This window comes from Streptomyces corchorusii (genome assembly GCF_001514055.1).
GTDB classification, from domain to species: Bacteria; Actinomycetota; Actinomycetes; order Streptomycetales; family Streptomycetaceae; genus Streptomyces; species Streptomyces olivaceoviridis.
This window is the reverse complement of the sequence record NZ_KQ948374.1, coordinates 88,735-105,858: the sequence shown is the minus strand read 5'-3', so window position 1 is coordinate 105,858 and position 17,124 is coordinate 88,735. Positions and strand designations below refer to the sequence as shown.

Genomic DNA, 17,124 nt, shown 5'->3' with positions numbered 1-17,124 from the left:
ATCAACCGCCTCAAGCAGTGGCGAGGCATCGCCACCCGCTACGAGAAGACCGCGACCATCTACCTCGCCGGACTCCACATCGCGGGCATCTACCTCTGGTCCGCCCGCTGATCCAGCTCATCCAAACGAGACCGCCTAGTTGAGGCTGGCGTCTGTCTCCGAGTCTTTCGGGCGTTGTTCCTGAGGTTGGCGAAGGGCAGAGCTCCTCCATGGAGTTCTTTGAACTCGTCGATCAGATCCTGCTCGGCCTCACCCGGGTCATCCTCGGTCATCGGCCGCCAGGCAACGAGCAGTGCATCCGAGTCGGCCAGTTGCCAGATGTAGCGTCCGCCCCAGTGGCCGGCCAGCAGACCGGTGCCGTGGCGTCGGTAGTCGGCAAGCCGCTGATCCAGTCCGTCCTGACCTGCGGCCTTGCCGATGTACACGATCGTTGCCCGGTCCACCCAGGCGGCGCGGAGTTTGTCGGCGGTCACGGACGGGTCGCGGCCCTTGAGGTGCCCAGCAGGGTTGGTGGGGAGGAATGACGGGGGCGAGGTGTCCGTGCGGATCACCACGTAGATTCCGTGCCCGGTGGGGACGTTGCTGCCGGGCAGTTCACGAAACGGCACGAAGCCGCGGAAGCCACGTGTGGTCAGGGTCCTCTGCGTCAGCTCGGGTGTCGGGCTCATACCGGGCGCATCTCACAGTCGTCGGCGGTGGGTGACGTACCGCAGCCGAGCGGGGGAAGGTCAACGACCTGCCCCCGCTCGGGCTTGGCGCACATCACAGCTGCTGACGGCCGTTCGGGGGTGGCGCGGTCCGGTGTGAAGCCAACGGCCTACTGCTCGGTGATGATCTGCACGGACCCGCCCCGCTACGGGTCCGCGGGCCTCCCGCCCGCCGAATACCCCAACGCATTCCGCGTCCTCGTCTCCGTGTTCGCCGTCGCTGACACTCGCCGCCGCGAGACGTACTGCAAAGGCGCCTGTGGACACGCATGGCACCACCTGCCGATGGCAACCGAGCAGCCGTAGCACCGGCCGTCGCGGCTCGTCCTCGACTAGGGAGAACTCAACGACCCGCCCGCGCACAACCCCCGGCCGCGTACAACGTGGCGAGCGCCTTCCTCCTCGACGGCCCGGGCCGGCGGGTTGAGGCCGGATTCCTCCCACCCCTCAGACCGCTGCGCCAACCTGGTGCGGGCCGTTCCTGCTGAGGTCACCTCTGTCCGACCGACGTGTCACCGTCTCCAGTGAGGAGCCTTCAACGAACCAGCGTCCGCTCAAGTCCCGTCCGTGCGCCTTCCGTCCGGCCGCCTTCTGCCTGGGCGAGGACCTCGCCGCGCGGCCCTTCGCGCAGCCGTAGCAGCCGCGGTGACTTCCTCCAGCGCCCGCCCGGGGCCCCCTCCGTCCTGCCCAGGCGATGGGTCGTGTAGCGAAGCCTCGGATAGATCATGTTGCACCACCGGCTCGCCCACGGCTACGAAACCAAACCCATGCGCTCCGAGAGCATGATCCGCCTCGCGGCGATTTCCGCCCTTGCCAAACACGTAGCCGGCGAAGCATTCCCAACTTGGTGAAATATACCGCAAATATGCACTAACCACTTGAACCAGACATCCTCTAAGCGCCCCCGCCGGACGGACCGCGCCGTCCGGGGCGCCCGGCGGCGGACGGTCCGTCCGTGGTCGTGCTACCACGGACGGACCGGCCTTTACCCGCGTGCGATCAGCGGGGTGGCGTCAGCGCAGGCCGAACGCTCGGATCACGGTCTGGTGCACCGCATTGCCCGCCGAGTCCTCGGCGCTCGCCCTGAGCGACACGAAGGACGCGTTCTTCGGCGCGTCCAGGCGGAACCGTCCGTCATGGTCACCGGTGGCCCTGTGCCATGTCGTGCCGTCGTCGTAGGACAGCTCCAGGGTGACCGCGCCGACCCGGCCGGCGCCGGCGGCACCCGGCAGTTGTGCGGCGGTGGCGGACAGGGTGTCGTGCCTCCCGGCCCGCCCGGCCGGGTCGGTGGTGACCGTGTAGTCGATCTGCAGCAGTGGCAGGACCGTGTCGGAGCCGTCCGACGCCGCCTTCGAGGTGAAGTCCCACTCGGTGCGGGTGCTGGAGGAGTACGGGGTGAACGGAACGTCGCGCTTGCCCGTGACCACCAGCCGGTACGGCAGCTTGCCGGCGCTGGGTGCGTCGCCCGATACCTGCGTGAAGGTTCCGGTGCCGAGCTCCTTGGTGCCCTGGTAGAGGGTCTGGCGCTGCTCCGCCGCGCCGTCGATCTGGTTCATGCCGACGTGGTCGCGGCTGCCCCAGGCCGGAATGTCGATGTACAGGTGGTCGCCCTTGCGCGTGGGAAGACTGTAGACGTCGTTCAGGTAGGGCCGTTCGATCGGCTTGAACCATTCCTCGGACTGCCTGCTGCCCGCCCGGTAGGCGGTCTTGGCCCCGGCTTCGAAGACCATGCCGTCCGCGTAAGCGCTCTGGCTCCAACTGTTGAACCCCCCGGTGGAGACCCAGTCGGTACGCTTGCCGCGCACCGGCTCAGGCATCAGCTCGCCGATGGCCCAGTTGTTGTAGGCAGGCCAGTCGAAGCGGAACTCGCCGCCGGTCTTCCCCGGAGCCGGGCTGTCGAAGGTCTCGTCGACCCGGGCGAGGTTCCTGGAACTGCCCGGCACCACCATGCGGTCGGGGATCTCGTTGTGCCAGGTCCAGCTGAGGTCGTAGACGTACGGGCTCACGGGCGCGGAGTCAACCGTGACGGAGGCGTTGCGGGCCCGGGCCTGCTGGACGAGCTTCTCGCCCTCGTCGGTGCTGAGCAGGCCCACGTCGAGCGGGACGGGTGTCGAGCCGAACGGCGCGTTGTAGCGGCGGAAGCCGCGGCCGTCCACGTTGTTCACGACCAGCATGAGTTCGGCGCCCGCGGCTGTCGCGGCGGCCGCCTGGTCGATGTCGGTGACGTCGTCGTTGCGGCGTACCACCACGGCCTTGCCGTGCGCGTCGAGGTGCGCGTAATCGCTGCTCGCGCCCTGGCCGGCGAAGACCAGCGGGAGTTTGGCACTGCCCTTGGGCAGGGGGGTGACGCCGTCCTGGCGCAGCACATCGGTGAAGTCGGTGGTGCGGGTGGAGACGGCCAGCGCGGGCTTCTCCTTGCGCCAGCGGGCCGCCAGGTAGAAGTCGCCGTGGGTGACCTTGTGGATGGTCGGCTGGGCCCACAGGCTGTCGTAGTTCGTCTGGGTCTCCATGTAGTCCCGCCAGTTCTGGCCGCCCATCATGCGGGTGTAGTCCAGTCGCTGGTAGGTCGTCTCGGTCCGCTGAGGGGCCGTCATGTCGATGCGGCTGATCCTGGACGCGTCAAGGCTGACGGTGGTGTCGCTGTCCAGGTAGACGTCAGGGTCGCCCAGCAGGGCCATGCCCCACGAGTGGGGGCCGTGGACGCCCTGCACCGTCTTGAAGGAGAGCACCGAGTACACGTCCTTGGGCAGGTACATCTGCCCTGTGCCGGAGGCGTCGATCTCGACGAACGCCGGGGAGTCGTCACCGGACCTGAGCAGTTCGACCACGCCGGACATGGGCCGGCCATGGGCGTCCTTGAACGTCATGGTCAGTTTGTGCATGACGTCACCGAGGGAGACCGCGGTGTGCGCCGCGACCTTCCCGGCCGCGGTTCTCGCGACGACCTGGCCGGTGTACCGGCCGTCGGCGGGGGCGGCCGAGCCGTCGATGGTCACGGTGACACCGGCGCTGCCGTGCGCGGGCACGACCACCTGGGGGGCGGAGAGGCGGAACACGCCGGCCGGGGCATGTGCGGCTTCGACGGTCACCGCGAGGGTGACCGGCGTGTCGGTGGTGTTGGTGTAGGTCACCGGGCGCCGCACGCCGCCGGCGGGATTCTGCGGGACCTGCGCGGCGTACGCGGTCGCCGTGGCGAAGACTCCGGCGTGCGCGGCCGCGGCGAGGTCGAGGCGGCCGCTGCCCGCCTGGAAGGCGTCGTACTGCGGGGTCTGTCGGGAACTGCTGGTCAGCAGGTCCTTCAGCTGGCTTCCGGTGAGGTCCGGATGAGCGGCGGCCATCAGCGCGGCGGCGCCCGTCACGTGGGGCGTGGCCATAGAGGTGCCGCTCATGGTCTGGTAGGCGCCCGCGTCGTTGCCGTCGAACCGGGAGTTGGCCGCCAGGATGCCGACGCCGGGCGCGGTGATCTCCGGCTTCAGGGCTCCGTCCACGCGGGGGCCCTGGCTGGAGAAGTCGGCCACGGAGTCGCCGGAGTCGACGGCGCCCACGGTCAGCGCGGTGCTCGCCGCGCCCGGTGCGCCGATGGTGCCGGGTGCGCCCGCGTTGCCGGCGGCGACGACGAACAGAGCGCCCGTCTCGGCGCTGAGCTTGTCGACGGCCTGGCTGAGGGGGTCGGTTCCGTCGGACACCTGGGCGTCGCCGAGACTCATGTTGATGACCTTGGCGTGCTGGTCGATCGCGGCCCATTCCATGCCGGCCAGGACCCAGGAGGTCTGTCCGGAGCCGGTGTCGTCCAGCACCTTGGCGATGTCGAGGCGGGCGCCGGGGGCGACGCCCTTCTCCCTGCCGGCGGAGGCCGCGCCGGTGCCGGCGATGATGGACGCGACATGCGTGCCGTGGCCGAAGCGGTCGTCCGTGTTCTCACCCGGTACGAAACTCTGCCGGCTCGCGACGCGGTCCACGAGGTCGGGATGTCCCGCGTCGATGCCGGTGTCGAGGACCGCCACATCCACGCCTTGTCCGGTGTTGCCCTCCGCCCAGACCTGAGGCGCGCCGATCTGCTCGGTGCTGTCGGCGAGGTCGGCGTGGACGAGGCCGTCCAGCCAGATGTGCGCGATCCCGTCGGCGAAGGCGGCTGCGGTGTCCTGCTTGCGGGCTCGGTCGGTCGTCGCCGTCCCGGCCACGGACTTCCAGAAGTCAGCGGCGCGGGAGCGGTCCGCGGTGAGGGCGGCGCCGCGTATGCCGTCGAGGGTGCGGACCCGGGTCGCCCCGGCGGGCAGAGCAGGGGCCTTGGGGCGTGTGCCGGCGGAGTGCGTGTAGGAGACGATGAGCGGCAGCTGGTCGCGGTGCGCGTCGTCGTACCCGTCGGCGATCATGTCCGTGATGTTGAACAGCTGCCGGTCCAGGGTGCCCTGGGCGACGAAGGGCAGTACGGACTCGGGGAACACGTAGAGGTCGTCGCCCGATGTCAGGATGCGGGTCTGTGCGGGGCGCCCGCCGGCACCGCGGACGCTGACGGAGCCTCCGCCCTTGCCGTCGGTGCCGGGTCTCCGCCGGGTGGTGACCACGTCACCGGTGATCAGTGTGACGGAGTGGTCGCCCGCGGGCACCCGGTCGGACACGGATGCGGTGGACGCGGCGTCGAAACGGGCTGTTGAGGGCGCCGAGGCAGTCGCGTCGTAGGGGCCCGCCAGCGCGAGTACCAGAGCGCCGGCCGCGACCGGCACGCTCCAGCGTCTGCGGTGGTGTGCTTTCACAAGGTCTCTCCCGGGTCTACGGTCGGGCAGAGCACCGTCGTCCTCTGCCGTCCACGTTGCGCCACCTGACCGGTCGTCGGCATCGAGGTGGCTCGGATCTCTCGACAGGCGGCGTGAACGTTCAGAGTGAAGGCTTGTGAAGGAGAAATGTCTAGATCAGACTCGTGTCGTAGATCGCCAGTTGGCGATTCGCGTCACGCGCGTCCCGAGGGGCCGTCGGGCGGTGATCACGGGAGGGCGGCCGGTGCTGAGCACGCTGGGGATCAGCGAGTTCGACGAAAGGGTCTACCGGGTCTGTCTGACCAGGTCGGGCGGGACGGCCACCGAGATCGCCGAGAGCCTGGGCACCACGCCCAGCCGGATCCGGCGCACGATCTCCCGGTTGGTGGAGCTGGGCATGCTGCGGAAGGAAGGGCACGGCCAGTACCGTCCGGTCAGCCCGCACACCGCGTTGAGCGCGCTGCTCGCCAGACGCCGGGCCGAGAGCGAGGCGGCGTTCACCGCGGTGTGGGGCGCCGTCGAGGACCTGGCGGACGAGTACCGTGCCCGCCGGCTCCGGGAGGATCCGACCGGACTGGTGGAGGTGATCACGGGCGAGGCGGAGATCACGTTGCGCGTCGCCGAACTGATGCAGTCGGTTCGCACGCACTTCTGGGTGCTCGATCGGCCTTCCTATCTCGGCCACTACAGCACCGAGTTGGAGGAGGCCCTGACAATGGACCTGCTGGGCCGCGGCGTCGACATCCGGTCCGTCTACACCCCGGAGGCGCTGGCGCTGCCCGGCCGTTTCGAGCTGATCACCCACCTCGCCCGGATCGGCGAGCAGGCCCGCATCCTGCCGGCCCTGCCGTTCAGACTGCGCATCATGGACCGACGCGTCGCGCTGGTCGCGCTGGTCCCGGGCCGTTACGACATGATCGCCGTGGTCCACAGGTCGGGGCTGCTCGACGCGCTCCTGGAGTTGTTCGACTCCTACTGGCAGCGTGCGCAGTCCGTCGTCGCCACCGATCCGGCGACGGCCGACGGGCCGAGCGCTCAGGACCTCCTGCTGCTGAAGATGATGCAGGCGGGGTACAAGGACCAGGCGATCGCCCGGCAGTTGGGGACGAGCGCGCGCACCGTGACCCGCCGGATCGCGGCGATCGCCTCCGGGCTCGGCCTCGACACCCGCTTCCAGGTGGGGGCCGAGGCCGCGAAAAGAGGCTGGATCTAAGAGAGCATCTGATCGGTGTTCACGCCGATGCGGGCGGGATGTCCGTTTCGATTCGCCAGGTTGGTGCGGATTCTCCAGTCAGCTCGCGGGACATTTTGTCAGCCATCGCCCAGTGGATCATTGTCCGGGATCTCTGCGGGAGGGCTTCGTAGTCCCGCGCCAGGCGACGGTGTTGCATCAGCCAGCCAAAGGTCCGCTCGATCACCCACCGCTTCGGCAGCGGCTCGAACCCCCTCGCCCGTGGCCGCTGCACCACCTCGACATCGATGCCCAGCCGGGCGCCGTGGTTGAAAGATGCTGTTCTGGTAACCGCCGTCGGCCCAGACCTTGGTCACGCTGGGATGCGCCGCGGCCAGGTCATCGAGCAGAAGTCTGCCGCCGGTGGTGTCGTGCACGTTCGCGGCGGTGACCAGGACGGCCAACACCAGACCGAGCGTGTCCGTGATCAGGTGCCGCTTGCGCCCTTTGATCTTCTTGCCGGCGTCGATGCCCTGGCTGGTCTCGGCGACGCATGCCGAGGCCTTCACACTCTGCGCGTCCACCACGGCCGCAGTGGGCTCCGCGCTGCGGCCGTGAGCCCGCCGGGCCTCGTCGCGTAACAGGTCGTGGACCTGCTGGGTGGTGCCGTCTGCTTCCCACTTCGCGTAATAGTCGTAGACGGTCTTGTACGGCGGGAAGTCCTGCGGCAGGTACTCCCATGGGATGCCGGTGCGGTTGACGTAGAGGATCGCGTTGACGATCTCCCGCAGGTCGTGCACCCGAGCTGCCGTGCCGGGTCCGGTCCGTCTGGCCCGCCAGGCGGAGAAGACCGGCTCGATCAAGGCCCAGCGGGCATCGGACACACCACTGCGGTAGGGACGACGAGCACTCACACTCGCCTGACGACAGCCCACACCAGCCGTCACAAAATCATCCCTAACTACCAACTACTTAGATCAGATGCTCTCTAAGCCGGCGATGCCCAGAGCGGTGTCGGGGCGGCAGCGGCTGCACGCGCTGGTGCCGTCGGCCAGCAGCCGGCGGGCCTCGTCCGGGCCGATGGGCCGTTGCCGTTTGCCTTCCATGTAGCAGGTGCCCTGGTGGACCTGCACGGGCGGCCGGCCGACTCCGATACCGAGTTCGACGATCCAGTCCGGCGGCTCCGGCTTCGCCCGCCGACCGCGTTCCTGTTCGGCTTGCCGTTGCACCAGCTGCGCGATCTTGCGGTCGATGCGGGCCAGCCACATCGCATGCCACACCCGCATTCTGTGGAATCGGCTTTGTCAAGCGTCCTCGGCAGCGAAGGGCACCCCATGGCTCGACGCAGTCAATCCGTGGTGGCTACTCGGGACGCCACCAGCCCTGTCCGACATGCCAGTCCCCGATCCAGCCATGGAAGCCGCCCCCGAGTTGCGCGGACGGGGAATCGGTGGAGGGAGCTGCGCATCCGTCGCGGAGCCACCAGACCTGGCCGCGCTGCGGACCGGTCACTGCCAGCGTCCAGTACTCACCGGGCCGGTCGCTGCCCAGCAGCACCGAGCCGCACTGGTAGATCTGATGCAACGTGTCGGAGTGCAATGCGTGGTCGTAGTAGTCGTACTCCCACTGCCATTCCTCTTCGAGCGGGAAGGGCTGGGCGAGCCCGCGCACGGCTGTGCCATCGAACGGCTCAGGACTCATCCAGCAGTCCGCTTCCCACCTGACCCAGCTGGCCGGCTTCTCTCCCAGGGGCAACAGACCGCCTTCGTCAGGGGGTCCCTCGTCTGTCCCGTTCGCGATCTCGGCCACGAAGGTGCGATATGGCTCAGGCAACACCACACCCTGCCGGTCCTCCCAGGAGCGGAGCGCCTTCCACCAAGAGGGCGATGGCGGACCTGTGCGGGAATGCGTCCTGGAGGAGAGCCAGCGCATCCGGGATCGCGTCTTCCATGTCTTACAGGTATCACCCGCCACCGAGACCCCGACTGCGGCCGGCAGAACACAGCAGTTCCGACGTCAAGCTCAGGCTTTCGGCGTCTGCCCCTGCCGGACCTCGACGATCGGCAGGAGCTGTGCCCGCAGGACGTGACGGGTGAGGTGACCGGTCGCAGGGGCATCCTTGCCCGCGCTCAGAGCCTCACCCGGACATCAGACCCGATGCCGGGTGAGGCTCTGGCCCAGCCGCGCACCCGCACTTTTTCGCCTCGCACTGACCGGTCGGTGGAGCAGCCCAGCGCGGTTGTCGCCCACGAGCAGGGCGCTCGTCAACGTGCGGTGGCCGCTTTCACCCGTTGTTCGGGTTGCACCAATGCGGTGAGCGGGGGGCTGCCCGGGTCGGGGTGGTGAGCGGCGGTGCTCAGCCCTTCTGGAGCCACAGCTTGTAGGTGCTGCCGCTCCAGCGGCAGTCCCAGCTGTAGACATTCGAGTAGTTGTCCCAGTACCACGACCCGCGTGTGTTGCAGGGGTCGATCCGGTTGAAGGTCTCGCCCGTGTTGACCCAGTAGAGCTGGGCCGAGTTAGGCGTAGCGACCGACGGCGTGGCCGCGGGAGCGGCGGCAGCGGCAGGCAGAGCAGTTGCCCCGAGTGCCAGCGCGGCGCCGAGCCCGGCGCTCACTAACGCACTGCGAATGCGCATGACTGTCTCCTTGCAGGAGGAGGTTGTGTGAAGTGGATCGTCCGAGCAGTCCGGCCGACATGCTTCCGAGCCATCGTTCGGAGACACCGAACGCCACGTCTCTTGATGGATCGGCTGGACAGTCGGAAGCTACGTCGGCGGCACCGAGCAGGTCAACGTCGGTGGCTGTCCCGGACAGCTGCAGCCCTGTCCGGCCTGGTGAGCGCGCTGTCCGACCTCTGTCCGGGACAGAGTTTCGAGCGAGGTGCTGGCCACCGCCATCCTCGACCGTCTCCTGCACCACTGTGTAGTGATCACCATCAACGGCCCAGCTACCGGTTCAAGAACCGCCTCAAAGCCAAGCTCCTGAGCGCACCCGCACATGGTGCACAGCTGAGTTCCCGGGTTCTCGGCGACGTTCAGCGCGTGCTCCAGATCGAGCAGTGGCGCGCCCTGCGGGGCTTCCTCGCAGTCCGGCGCGTGCAGCACGCCCCGGGCCGGGCCCCGCCCCTCGCGCGCGTTCGCCAGCATCCAGCCCGAAGGCCGGCGCTCCCCGAGGACCTCGCGGACCACCGACGTCGGCGGCACCGGTGGAAGAGGCTCGGTGGGGACTTGGTCGAGTCGACGCCGTCGACCGGCCGCACGTGCTCGGGAGCCCGGACCCACACCCGGTACTCCGCCGCTTCCGCCCCGCCGTTTTCAAGGTCCCGGTACGACGGCAGCCCCACCAGGTACAGCCAGCCCGTCTCGGTCTGCCGCCGCCTCCACAGCTGCGCGACGACCTCCTGTTCCGGATGACCGAGCACCGGATCCGCAGGCAGGACGACCCGCACCGGCACCGGCTGGGCCGCGTCGTCGGAAGGCGTGGTCACGGTCCCACGGTAGACACGCAGCCGGGCCCGGACCTCCGGGGGGAGAGCGCGCGGCGCCCGGCGGCCGGGCGCTCGGGCTTCGGCTCGGCGGCGGCCGGGACGGACGGCAGGCGTTCGGCGGCGAGCTGGGCGCGCGGCGCCGGCGGATCGGTGTCTGGCGTGCGGGACGGCTCGGCGGTGGGTCCGGCGGCGGTCGGTCATCGCCCGATCATCCCGGCGGGGCCGGAGTTCTTCTTCACCGCCTCGGCCACCCGCTGCGGCCCGGCCCAAGGCGCGCGTGTCGCGCACGCGCGAGGCGGTGAACTTCCGGGCGGGCGCGAGCACCAGGCCGTGCTCCCACAGGCGGTCCGCGACAGGGAGCCGGAGCGCCAGGAGCGGTCCAGGAAAGTAGTCGGCGCGCCGGATCGTCTGGAATCGAGGCGCTGAGCGACGCAGGACGCGACCGAGGGCGTGACCTGCTGCCGGTCCGTCCGGCAGGGAGTGTCACAGGGAAGTAGTCGGCGCCTCCGGTTCCCCTTGACCACCCGGCCTGATCTGCGGTTCCGCCTACCCGGCCGGGTCGGTGGAGGCAAGTTGTAGAGCAAGTTCAGAGGCAGGTTGTAGGGCAAGTTGGAGGGCCATTTGTAGGGCAAGCCCGCCGGGACGTGCCCAGTTTGCGCCGCCATGCCCTAGTACTGCCCTGCCCTGTCGAGACCACGCTTGATGACCTGATCCGCATCGCGGGCAGCCGGTGGGTCATCGAGGATCGGGCATGCAGCGGCCGGTGCGAGCCTGGTGTCGTCGTCGGCAGGTCCACCGGTGCAGGACGTGCTCGACGGGGGCGGACCGGTGCCCGGCGAGGCGGCCATGGTGGCGTGCCGGTGGCCATGACGTGGACGACGTGCGTCCGTGTCGGTTCGGAGGACCAGCCCTTGGAGAGCCGTAGGGTCTGGTTTGCCGGGCGACGGCATCGTCAGCCGACGGTATCCACGAGGAACTCCTGGTCCGGGGCCCCCGTGCAGCGCTGCTGAGCGATCTCGGCGCCGACCGCCCGGTCGTCGGCACCGTTGATGCCGAGGCACATTCCGTTCTGCACCACGTGAATTCGGTAGGCGTGGTTGCGGGAGCCGTCGACGGGGTCGAAGAAGAAGTGCTGGCTGGTGCGGTCCGCCGAGCAGCTCTCCCAAGGCCAGGGTTCCAGCAGCCCCTCGACCACATGTCCGCTGCCCAGCGCCGTGAGGCACCCGTCGCCGTACACCGGATGGCGCCACTGGATGTAGTACGAGCCTGTCTTGCCAACAGGGACAAGGGAGACTGCCGGCGGTGTGGCGTCGGCACACGGACGCTGGACGGCGACCTGGCTCCGGTAACGCTCCTTCCGGTCGTGGCCCTCGGTGATGCACAGCCCGGCGGCCAGGGCCGGCCGGATACGACTGCGTCCTGGTGCCGGGCCGTCGGCGCCGGTGGACGCGACGGGGGGCGAGGAGGAGGCAAGGCCCGGTGCCGCACCGGCCTCACGCGCCGCCGGGTCCCGGCCGCCCGCCCCTCCGGGCAGCAGCGCCCAGGCTCCCGCAGCGGCGAGCAGGAGCACGGTGACGACACAGACCGCGAGGATGCGCCGGTTCCTTATGCGTGGCAAGGCGGGCGGCTTCGCCGGTTGTTCGCACGTCGCGTCGAACGTCGGATTGTCGTCCGATTGGGCCGGGCCTCCGTCTGCGAGCTTCGACCGGTCGTGCCCGAACGCCGGCCCTTCGTCCCCGTGCGGCAATGCGCCGCCCTCGGGCGGAACCCCGTCGTCCGCGTGCGAGGGCTCGGCGGTGGCCAGCCGGTCTCTGGCCTCCAGCCAGGCGGTGGGGTCCTCGTCTCTCCCGCAGGCTCGGACGAACGCGGCGACGACCTCCGCACGCGGCAGCGAGTCCCGGCGCAGCGCGTCGGCGACCGTGCTCCGAGCGAGCACGTCCCCGCGCCGCTGCGCATGGGCCTCCAACTGGCGGTAGGTCAGCCCGGACTGTTCCTTGAGCTGCCGCATGCAGGCCACGAACTCCGCGACAGTGCACGCCTCCTGAGGTAACGGACGCGGTCTCCCCATGTCCGGACATCTTCGTCCGGTTCCTCGCGGTGGACAATCCGGGATTCTGCCAATTGCCGTACCACCACTTGGACCCCCCGGACACCGGCTCGGTCGTCCCGGACACGGCCTGGACAGATCCTTGACCAGCCCGGACAACCCCGCTGTGTCCGGGACAGCCGAAGCCCTTCCATCGGGCGGAGTCGGTCCGCCCAGACTGGATGCCCGGCCGGCCGAGCACGGCCCGAGGCCGAACAACTGATCCCTCCACGTGAACCGCCGGGGGGATCAACCGACGAAAAGACACCGCCAGATGAAGTCGATCCGCACCCTCGCCGACCGGATGCTGAACCACCTAGTGCCACGGGAGACGGCCGGGCATGCGAGTGGTGGTACCGCTGCATCCGTAACCAGCCCTGTTCCTCCTACAACGAGTACACGCAGCGCGTCTGGTCGGGCGCGAGTTCGTGCGGTGCGGCTGCACGTCGTAAGGCCGCTCCCGCCCCACTGCGGCCGTGCCTTGGGGGGGGCCCGGCCGTCCGACGCGCGGGAGGTGCACGACGCGCCAACCACCGGCCGCCTTCCGCCTGCCGCGAAGTCCCGCCGTAAGGAGCGCCCGTGTATTTCCTTTCCTCGACATGCCAAGGACTGCTGGCGCTCGTCTTCGCCGGCGCCTGCGTGAGCAAGGTGCGCACCGCGGCCTCGTTCGCGGCGTTCTCGGACACCGTCGTCACACTTGGGGGGGGCGCGGCGCCTGGTCGGCGGGTTGGCGGCGGGAATCGTCTCCCTGGAAGCCCTGACCGTCCTGTGCCTCGTCGTTCCGAAGCTGTATGGAGTGGGCCTCGCGGCGGCAGCCGTGCTGCTGACCGGCTTCACCTACGCCATCGCCCGTGCGCTACGGGACGCCACCACGGTTACGTGCCACTGCTCCGGCACGTCTGGCGACCGCCCGGCGGGACGGCCCCAGATCGTCCGCAATCGCGCCCACCAGCACGCCGCCGGCCGCCGCAAAATGGGGACCCCGACAGAGACAAACTGGAGGAGCCGGAACGCTCGGCGGCTCGGCAGGCACTCGGCCGGTCCCGGGGAGGACTGACGACCAAGGTGCACCTTTCGGCCGACGGCCGCGGCCTGCCAGCGAGGTTGGGTCAGCGCCCACTACTTCGTGGTCACCGCCCCACTCATGCAGTGGCTCTGCTGGCCCACAGAATCTCTCGCCCGCATCATCGAGCGCCGAGGTTAAACGGCAAGTTCAGAGCTTGTGTCTGAACTTCAGAGCCCGTTGGAGCGCTCCTCAGAACTTGCTGTGGACGCTGGCATGACACGGGTGGCCGTGTCCTTCGTTGGCTCCCGCGCGTTGCCAGAAGGACACGCCGCGCGCTGCGTGTCGGCGGTCTGGAATCCGCTTTCCCCCCGGCGGGGAGCCGGATCGCGCCCGTCGGTGAACCGGCCGGCGGAGGGCGCCCCGGGAAACGTCATGGCCCACTGATCCCGGGGCCGCTGCGGTCGGTTGTGCGGGGCCGGCCGGTGTGACCAGTGCGTCCGCCGCCCGCCTTCTCCAAGCTGTTGAAGTGTGTAAGGCTCAACGGGGCAGGGCCCGTTGGCCCTTCATGCATGGGCCGGTGGACCCCATCTTGCCGTAGTGCTGGGCGGGAGGATGGACGTCATCCATGACACTCCGGAAGCCCGGGCCCGGAACCCGGGGCGATATGCGCGTCCCCCGGCAATGGCCCGCATGGGCGTTACCGGGGGACGGTGTGTCGCTATCAGGTTCTCGCTGTCGCCCGGCAGAGGCGGGCGGTGCGCCTTAACCCTCCACGAAGGCCAGGATGTCGGCGTTGAGCACCTCGGGGTGCGTCGACAGCATGCCGTGGGGGTAACCCTCGTAGCTCTTGAGCGTGCCGTCCTTCAGCAGCTCAACGGACTTCGGGCCCGAGTCGGCGTACGGCACGACCTGGTCGTCCGTCCCGTGCATCACGAGGACGGGGACGTCGATCTTCTTGAGGTCCTCGGTGAAGTCGGTCTCCGAGAACGCCTTGATGCATTCGTAGTGGGCGTTCGTCGCGCCCATCATGCCCTGCCACCACCACCGGTCGATGAGTCCCTGGGACACCTCGGCCCCGGGCCGGTTGAAGCCGTAGAAGGGCCCGGCCGGGACATCGATGAAGAACTGGGCCCGGTTGGCGGCGAGCGCGGCACGGAAGCCGTCGAAGACCTCGATCGGAGTGCCTTCGGGGTTGCTGTCCTTCTTCACCATGACCGGCGGGACGGCCGCGACGAGTACCGCCTTGGAGACCCGGCCGGGCTTGGCCTGCGCCACGTAGCGCGCGACCTCGCCGCCGCCGGTGGAGTGCCCGACGTGCACTGCCCCCTGGAGGTCCAGGTGGTCGGTCAGCACGTTGACGTCGGCGACGTAGGTGTCCATGTCGTGGCCGGTCGAAGGCTGGCTGGAGCGCCCGTGCCCGCGGCGGTCGTGGGCGATGACGCGGTAGCCCTTGGAGAGGAAGAACAGCAACTGGGCGTCCCAATCGTCCGAGCTGAGCGGCCAACCGTGGTGGAAGACGATCGGCTGGGCGTCCCGCGGGCCCCAGTCCTTGTAGAAGATGACGGTGCCGTCCGGCGTGGTGACTGTGCTCATTACTGGTTCCTCTGCTTGTTCGGATGTTCGGTTGTGCATAGCGTCAGTCGACCGGTGTCCCGGTGAACGCCGGGGTGTGTCGGCCGGCTGTCGGGCCTGTGCGAGAAGTTCTCGCCTTCGGACGGCTCTCGGCCGGCCTGCCGCCCGAGCCGCGGGGAGCTCGCCTGGTGGAGCTCACCTGGTGGAGCTCACTCGGTTGCTTCGACTGCCTGCAGGATGATGTCCACGACCTCGTCGGGGTGAGAGAGCATGACCATGTGCGAGGAGTCGATCTCCACGAAGTCGATTCCGGCACGGCGGTAACCGAAGCGTTCCACATCGGGATTGATGGTGGTGTCGGAGCTGGAGACGACTGCCCAGGCGGGCTTCGTCCTCCAGGCTGCGGCGGTTGCCTTCTCGGCGAACGCCAGACCCGCCAGCGGGCGCTGTGACGACGCCAGCACGGCGGCGAGGTCCGGGTCCACGTCGGCGGCCACGACCTCGGGGAACTTGTCCACGTCGACGGTGACGTCGGGGTTCTTCTCGTCGTAGTCCGCCAGTGGCGACGGCGTGTAGACGAGGGCGGCGCCCAGTTTCGAGTCGGGGAAGCCGCCCTGGAGTTCGCCGAGGCTCTCGCCCTCCTCCAGCGCGTACCCCGAGAGGTACACCAGGGCCTTCACGTTCTCCTCGGTCCCGGCCATGGTGATCACGGCGCCGCCGTAGGAGTGACCGACGAGGACCACCGGGCCGTCGACGTTGCGCACGACGGACGCCACGTATGCGGCGTCGCCCAGCAGGCTGCGGTTCGGCACGCCCGGAGCGACGACCTTGAAGCCCTTCTTCAGCAACCGGGAGGTGACGGGGGCGTAGGAGGAGGCGTCGGCGAACGCTCCGTGGACGAGAACGATGGTGGGCCGGGTCATGGCGAGGTCCTCGGGTGAGCGATGGGCGGTGAGACCTTCGAAGATACGGAGTCATATCGCGGCGTCTTGTCTCTGAGCGCACGACGCCTGGCCCAAGAGCGCTCGCGCGGCATGCGCGAGACCGTCGCGTCATCGGCCGTAGCCGGCATCGCCGCAGTCAGCAGCACATCTAGGCGCCCGGTTGGCGACGTGTGCGTTCGACGTTCGAGTGCCGCGGAGTACCGCCACTCGACGGGGGACATCCCGTAGGCGGCCCGGAACGCCCGGCTGAAGTGGGCGGCGCTGACGAAGCCCCACCGTCGGCTCACCGCGGCGATGGTCCGGCTCGCCGCGTCCCGGTGGGCCAGCTCGCGTCGGCACTGCTCCAGCCGGCGGCTCTGTATCCACCGGCGGACGGTGGTGCCCTCGCTCTGGAAGAGCTTGTACAGGTAGCGCAGGGAGATCTGGTTGGCCCGGGCGATGGCCTCCGGGGTCAGGTCTGGGTCCGCCAGGTGACGGTCGATGTACGCCTGGACCCGCATCAGCAGCACGCGGGCGGCGCTCGGTGTGCCTGTGGTGTCACCGCCGCGTCGCTCGTCGGCCAACACCGTGAGCAGGTCCAGGACATTGCGGGTGATCAGGTCGCCGACGTGCTGCGGATACGCGCCCGCGGTGTCCACGAGCCGGGACAGGAAGGGGGACAGCAGGTTGCCCAGGGGCGTCGTGGAGTCGAGAGGAGATGCCGTGATCCGGCGCAGATCCGACTCCCTCAGACTCAGGAGGTGCCGGGGCAGGACGAGGGCCTTCGTCTGGAAGGTGTCGGGGAAGGTCAGCCGCATGGGACGCGCCCGGTCGTAGACGAAGAGCTGCCCGGGCTCGACATACGCGTCGCGCGCGTCCTGCTCGACCCGGGCCAGCCCGCTGCTCAGCAGCATCACGACCACGTGGTCGTCGCCTGTGGACTGCGCGATGAGGCGCGGTGTGCGCACGGTCTGCAGGGCTTCGCTGTCCACCGTGACGCCCCGTGTCCGGCCCGTTGGTGAGGCATGGATCGTGCCGGAGAACACCTCCTCGGCGAGCTTGACGTCCACGGCTCCGAAGGTGTGGGCCACGGCGTCGCGCCAGTAGGTCCGTCTTCGCTGCCTGGGCACCCCGTCCGTGGTGTAGAAGATGCCTGCGGGCTGCTTCCCCGTCCCCTTCACCGATACGTCCGACATCATCTCCGCCCTTCAGCCGGTGTGCGCTGCGGACACTGTGCCAGCGGGGCACGGGGTGGCGCATCGAGTGAATGCACTAGATCCGGGATAGGGGGTGGAGATACGGGGGACCGCGGGGCCTCATTCGAAGCGCAGGTCGGAGAGCTGCCGTTCGAGGGCGGTGACCTCGTCGTCGGGCGTCTCGGCCCGGCCGGCACCACTCAACTCCGCGGCCACCCGCTTG

11 protein-coding genes and 5 pseudogenes are annotated in these 17,124 nt (G+C 69.4%); 5 read left to right on the top strand and 11 right to left on the bottom strand.

The genetic code is table 11. From position 1 onward, the window contains the following. Nucleotides 1-89 precede the first annotated feature (89 nt). Nucleotides 90-668: a hypothetical protein gene (locus tag AQJ11_RS40315; RefSeq protein WP_244218601.1), complete on the bottom strand. Its 579-nt coding sequence runs from the start codon at nt 666-668 to the stop codon at nt 90-92. On the opposite strand from AQJ11_RS40315, the gene AQJ11_RS52955 reads away from it, so the two are divergent. After that, entirely contained in the window at nt 564-1,013 is a 450-nt protein-coding gene (locus AQJ11_RS52955) for a DUF5958 family protein (protein WP_398790881.1), read from the top strand. The genes AQJ11_RS40315 and AQJ11_RS52955 overlap by 105 nt on opposite strands. A gap of 707 nt (nt 1,014-1,720) precedes the next feature. Here the strand turns inward: AQJ11_RS52955 and AQJ11_RS40310 are convergent. Next, entirely contained in the window at nt 1,721-5,461 is a 3,741-nt protein-coding gene (locus AQJ11_RS40310; protein WP_244218600.1) for a S8 family serine peptidase, read from the bottom strand. Nucleotides 5,462-5,705: 244 nt separating this feature from the next. Here AQJ11_RS40310 and AQJ11_RS40305 point away from each other — a divergent pair, with 244 nt between their 5' ends. After that, nucleotides 5,706-6,674, top strand: coding sequence for a helix-turn-helix domain-containing protein (locus AQJ11_RS40305; protein ID WP_059266718.1), 969 nt, complete (start codon nt 5,706-5,708; stop codon nt 6,672-6,674). A 19-nt stretch (nt 6,675-6,693) separates the two neighbouring features. On the opposite strand, the pseudogene AQJ11_RS47520 reads toward AQJ11_RS40305, so the two are convergent. The 4 genes and pseudogenes from AQJ11_RS47520 to AQJ11_RS50175 all read right to left on the bottom strand — a co-directional run bounded on the left by AQJ11_RS47520 (nt 6,694) and on the right by AQJ11_RS50175 (nt 9,267). Beyond that, nucleotides 6,694-7,546, bottom strand: a pseudogene (locus AQJ11_RS47520) (IS5 family transposase). 63 nt (nt 7,547-7,609) lie between these two features. Then, a complete protein-coding gene (locus tag AQJ11_RS40295; protein WP_059266717.1) occupies nt 7,610-7,918 on the bottom strand; it encodes a DUF6233 domain-containing protein in 309 nt (102 codons plus the stop codon). Nucleotides 7,919-7,994: 76 nt separating this feature from the next. Continuing rightward, nucleotides 7,995-8,333 (bottom strand): hypothetical protein, encoded by a 339-nt coding sequence (locus AQJ11_RS40290; RefSeq protein WP_159061798.1) that lies wholly within the window; start codon nt 8,331-8,333, stop codon nt 7,995-7,997. 655 nt (nt 8,334-8,988) lie between these two features. Next, complete coding sequence (locus tag AQJ11_RS50175; protein ID WP_059266715.1) at nt 8,989-9,267, bottom strand: hypothetical protein; 279 nt, start codon at nt 9,265-9,267, stop codon at nt 8,989-8,991. 241 nt (nt 9,268-9,508) lie between these two features. On the opposite strand from AQJ11_RS50175, the pseudogene AQJ11_RS51865 reads away from it, so the two are divergent. After that, nucleotides 9,509-9,606: pseudogene (locus AQJ11_RS51865) on the top strand (ATP-binding protein); the annotation flags it as partial. On the opposite strand, the pseudogene AQJ11_RS51860 reads toward AQJ11_RS51865, so the two are convergent. Beyond that, nucleotides 9,607-10,085: pseudogene (locus tag AQJ11_RS51860) on the bottom strand (DUF6233 domain-containing protein); the annotation flags it as partial. It abuts the pseudogene before it with no gap. Nucleotides 10,086-11,070: 985 nt separating this feature from the next. Continuing rightward, entirely contained in the window at nt 11,071-12,126 is a 1,056-nt protein-coding gene (locus AQJ11_RS40270; RefSeq protein WP_244218599.1) for an XRE family transcriptional regulator, read from the bottom strand. A 775-nt stretch (nt 12,127-12,901) separates the two neighbouring features. Between AQJ11_RS40270 and AQJ11_RS52950 the strand changes: the two are divergent. Further along, nucleotides 12,902-13,084, top strand: a pseudogene (locus tag AQJ11_RS52950) (MauE/DoxX family redox-associated membrane protein); the annotation flags it as partial. A gap of 60 nt (nt 13,085-13,144) precedes the next feature. Continuing rightward, nucleotides 13,145-13,308, top strand: a pseudogene (locus AQJ11_RS50600) (IS5/IS1182 family transposase); the annotation flags it as partial. A gap of 664 nt (nt 13,309-13,972) precedes the next feature. Here the strand turns inward: AQJ11_RS50600 and AQJ11_RS40260 are convergent. From AQJ11_RS40260 to AQJ11_RS40250, 3 genes are all read right to left on the bottom strand, one after another. Further along, nucleotides 13,973-14,803 (bottom strand): alpha/beta fold hydrolase, encoded by an 831-nt coding sequence (locus AQJ11_RS40260; protein ID WP_014670211.1) that lies wholly within the window; start codon nt 14,801-14,803, stop codon nt 13,973-13,975. 188 nt (nt 14,804-14,991) lie between these two features. Beyond that, a complete protein-coding gene (locus AQJ11_RS40255; RefSeq protein WP_059266712.1) occupies nt 14,992-15,705 on the bottom strand; it encodes an alpha/beta fold hydrolase in 714 nt (237 codons plus the stop codon). Next, nucleotides 15,702-16,904 (bottom strand): AraC-like ligand-binding domain-containing protein, encoded by a 1,203-nt coding sequence (locus tag AQJ11_RS40250; protein WP_244218598.1) that lies wholly within the window; start codon nt 16,902-16,904, stop codon nt 15,702-15,704. The genes AQJ11_RS40255 and AQJ11_RS40250 overlap by 4 nt, the downstream gene beginning before the upstream one ends. Nucleotides 16,905-17,124: the final 220 nt, after the last annotated feature.

What these genes read in the sequence shown, in the direction of transcription:
- AQJ11_RS40315 (WP_244218601.1), bottom strand. Translation starts at nt 668, where the DNA reads ATGAGCCCGACACCCGAGCTGACGCAGAGGACCCTGACCACACGTGGC.
- AQJ11_RS40295 (WP_059266717.1), bottom strand. Translation starts at nt 7,918, where the DNA reads ATGCGGGTGTGGCATGCGATGTGGCTGGCCCGCATCGACCGCAAGATC.
- AQJ11_RS40290 (WP_159061798.1), bottom strand. Translation starts at nt 8,333, where the DNA reads ATGAGTCCTGAGCCGTTCGATGGCACAGCCGTGCGCGGGCTCGCCCAG.
- AQJ11_RS50175 (WP_059266715.1), bottom strand. Translation starts at nt 9,267, where the DNA reads ATGCGCATTCGCAGTGCGTTAGTGAGCGCCGGGCTCGGCGCCGCGCTG.
- AQJ11_RS40270 (WP_244218599.1), bottom strand. Translation starts at nt 12,126, where the DNA reads ATGCGGCAGCTCAAGGAACAGTCCGGGCTGACCTACCGCCAGTTGGAG.
- AQJ11_RS40260 (WP_014670211.1), bottom strand. Translation starts at nt 14,803, where the DNA reads ATGAGCACAGTCACCACGCCGGACGGCACCGTCATCTTCTACAAGGAC.
- AQJ11_RS40255 (WP_059266712.1), bottom strand. Translation starts at nt 15,705, where the DNA reads ATGACCCGGCCCACCATCGTTCTCGTCCACGGAGCGTTCGCCGACGCC.
- AQJ11_RS40250 (WP_244218598.1), bottom strand. Translation starts at nt 16,904, where the DNA reads ATGATGTCGGACGTATCGGTGAAGGGGACGGGGAAGCAGCCCGCAGGC.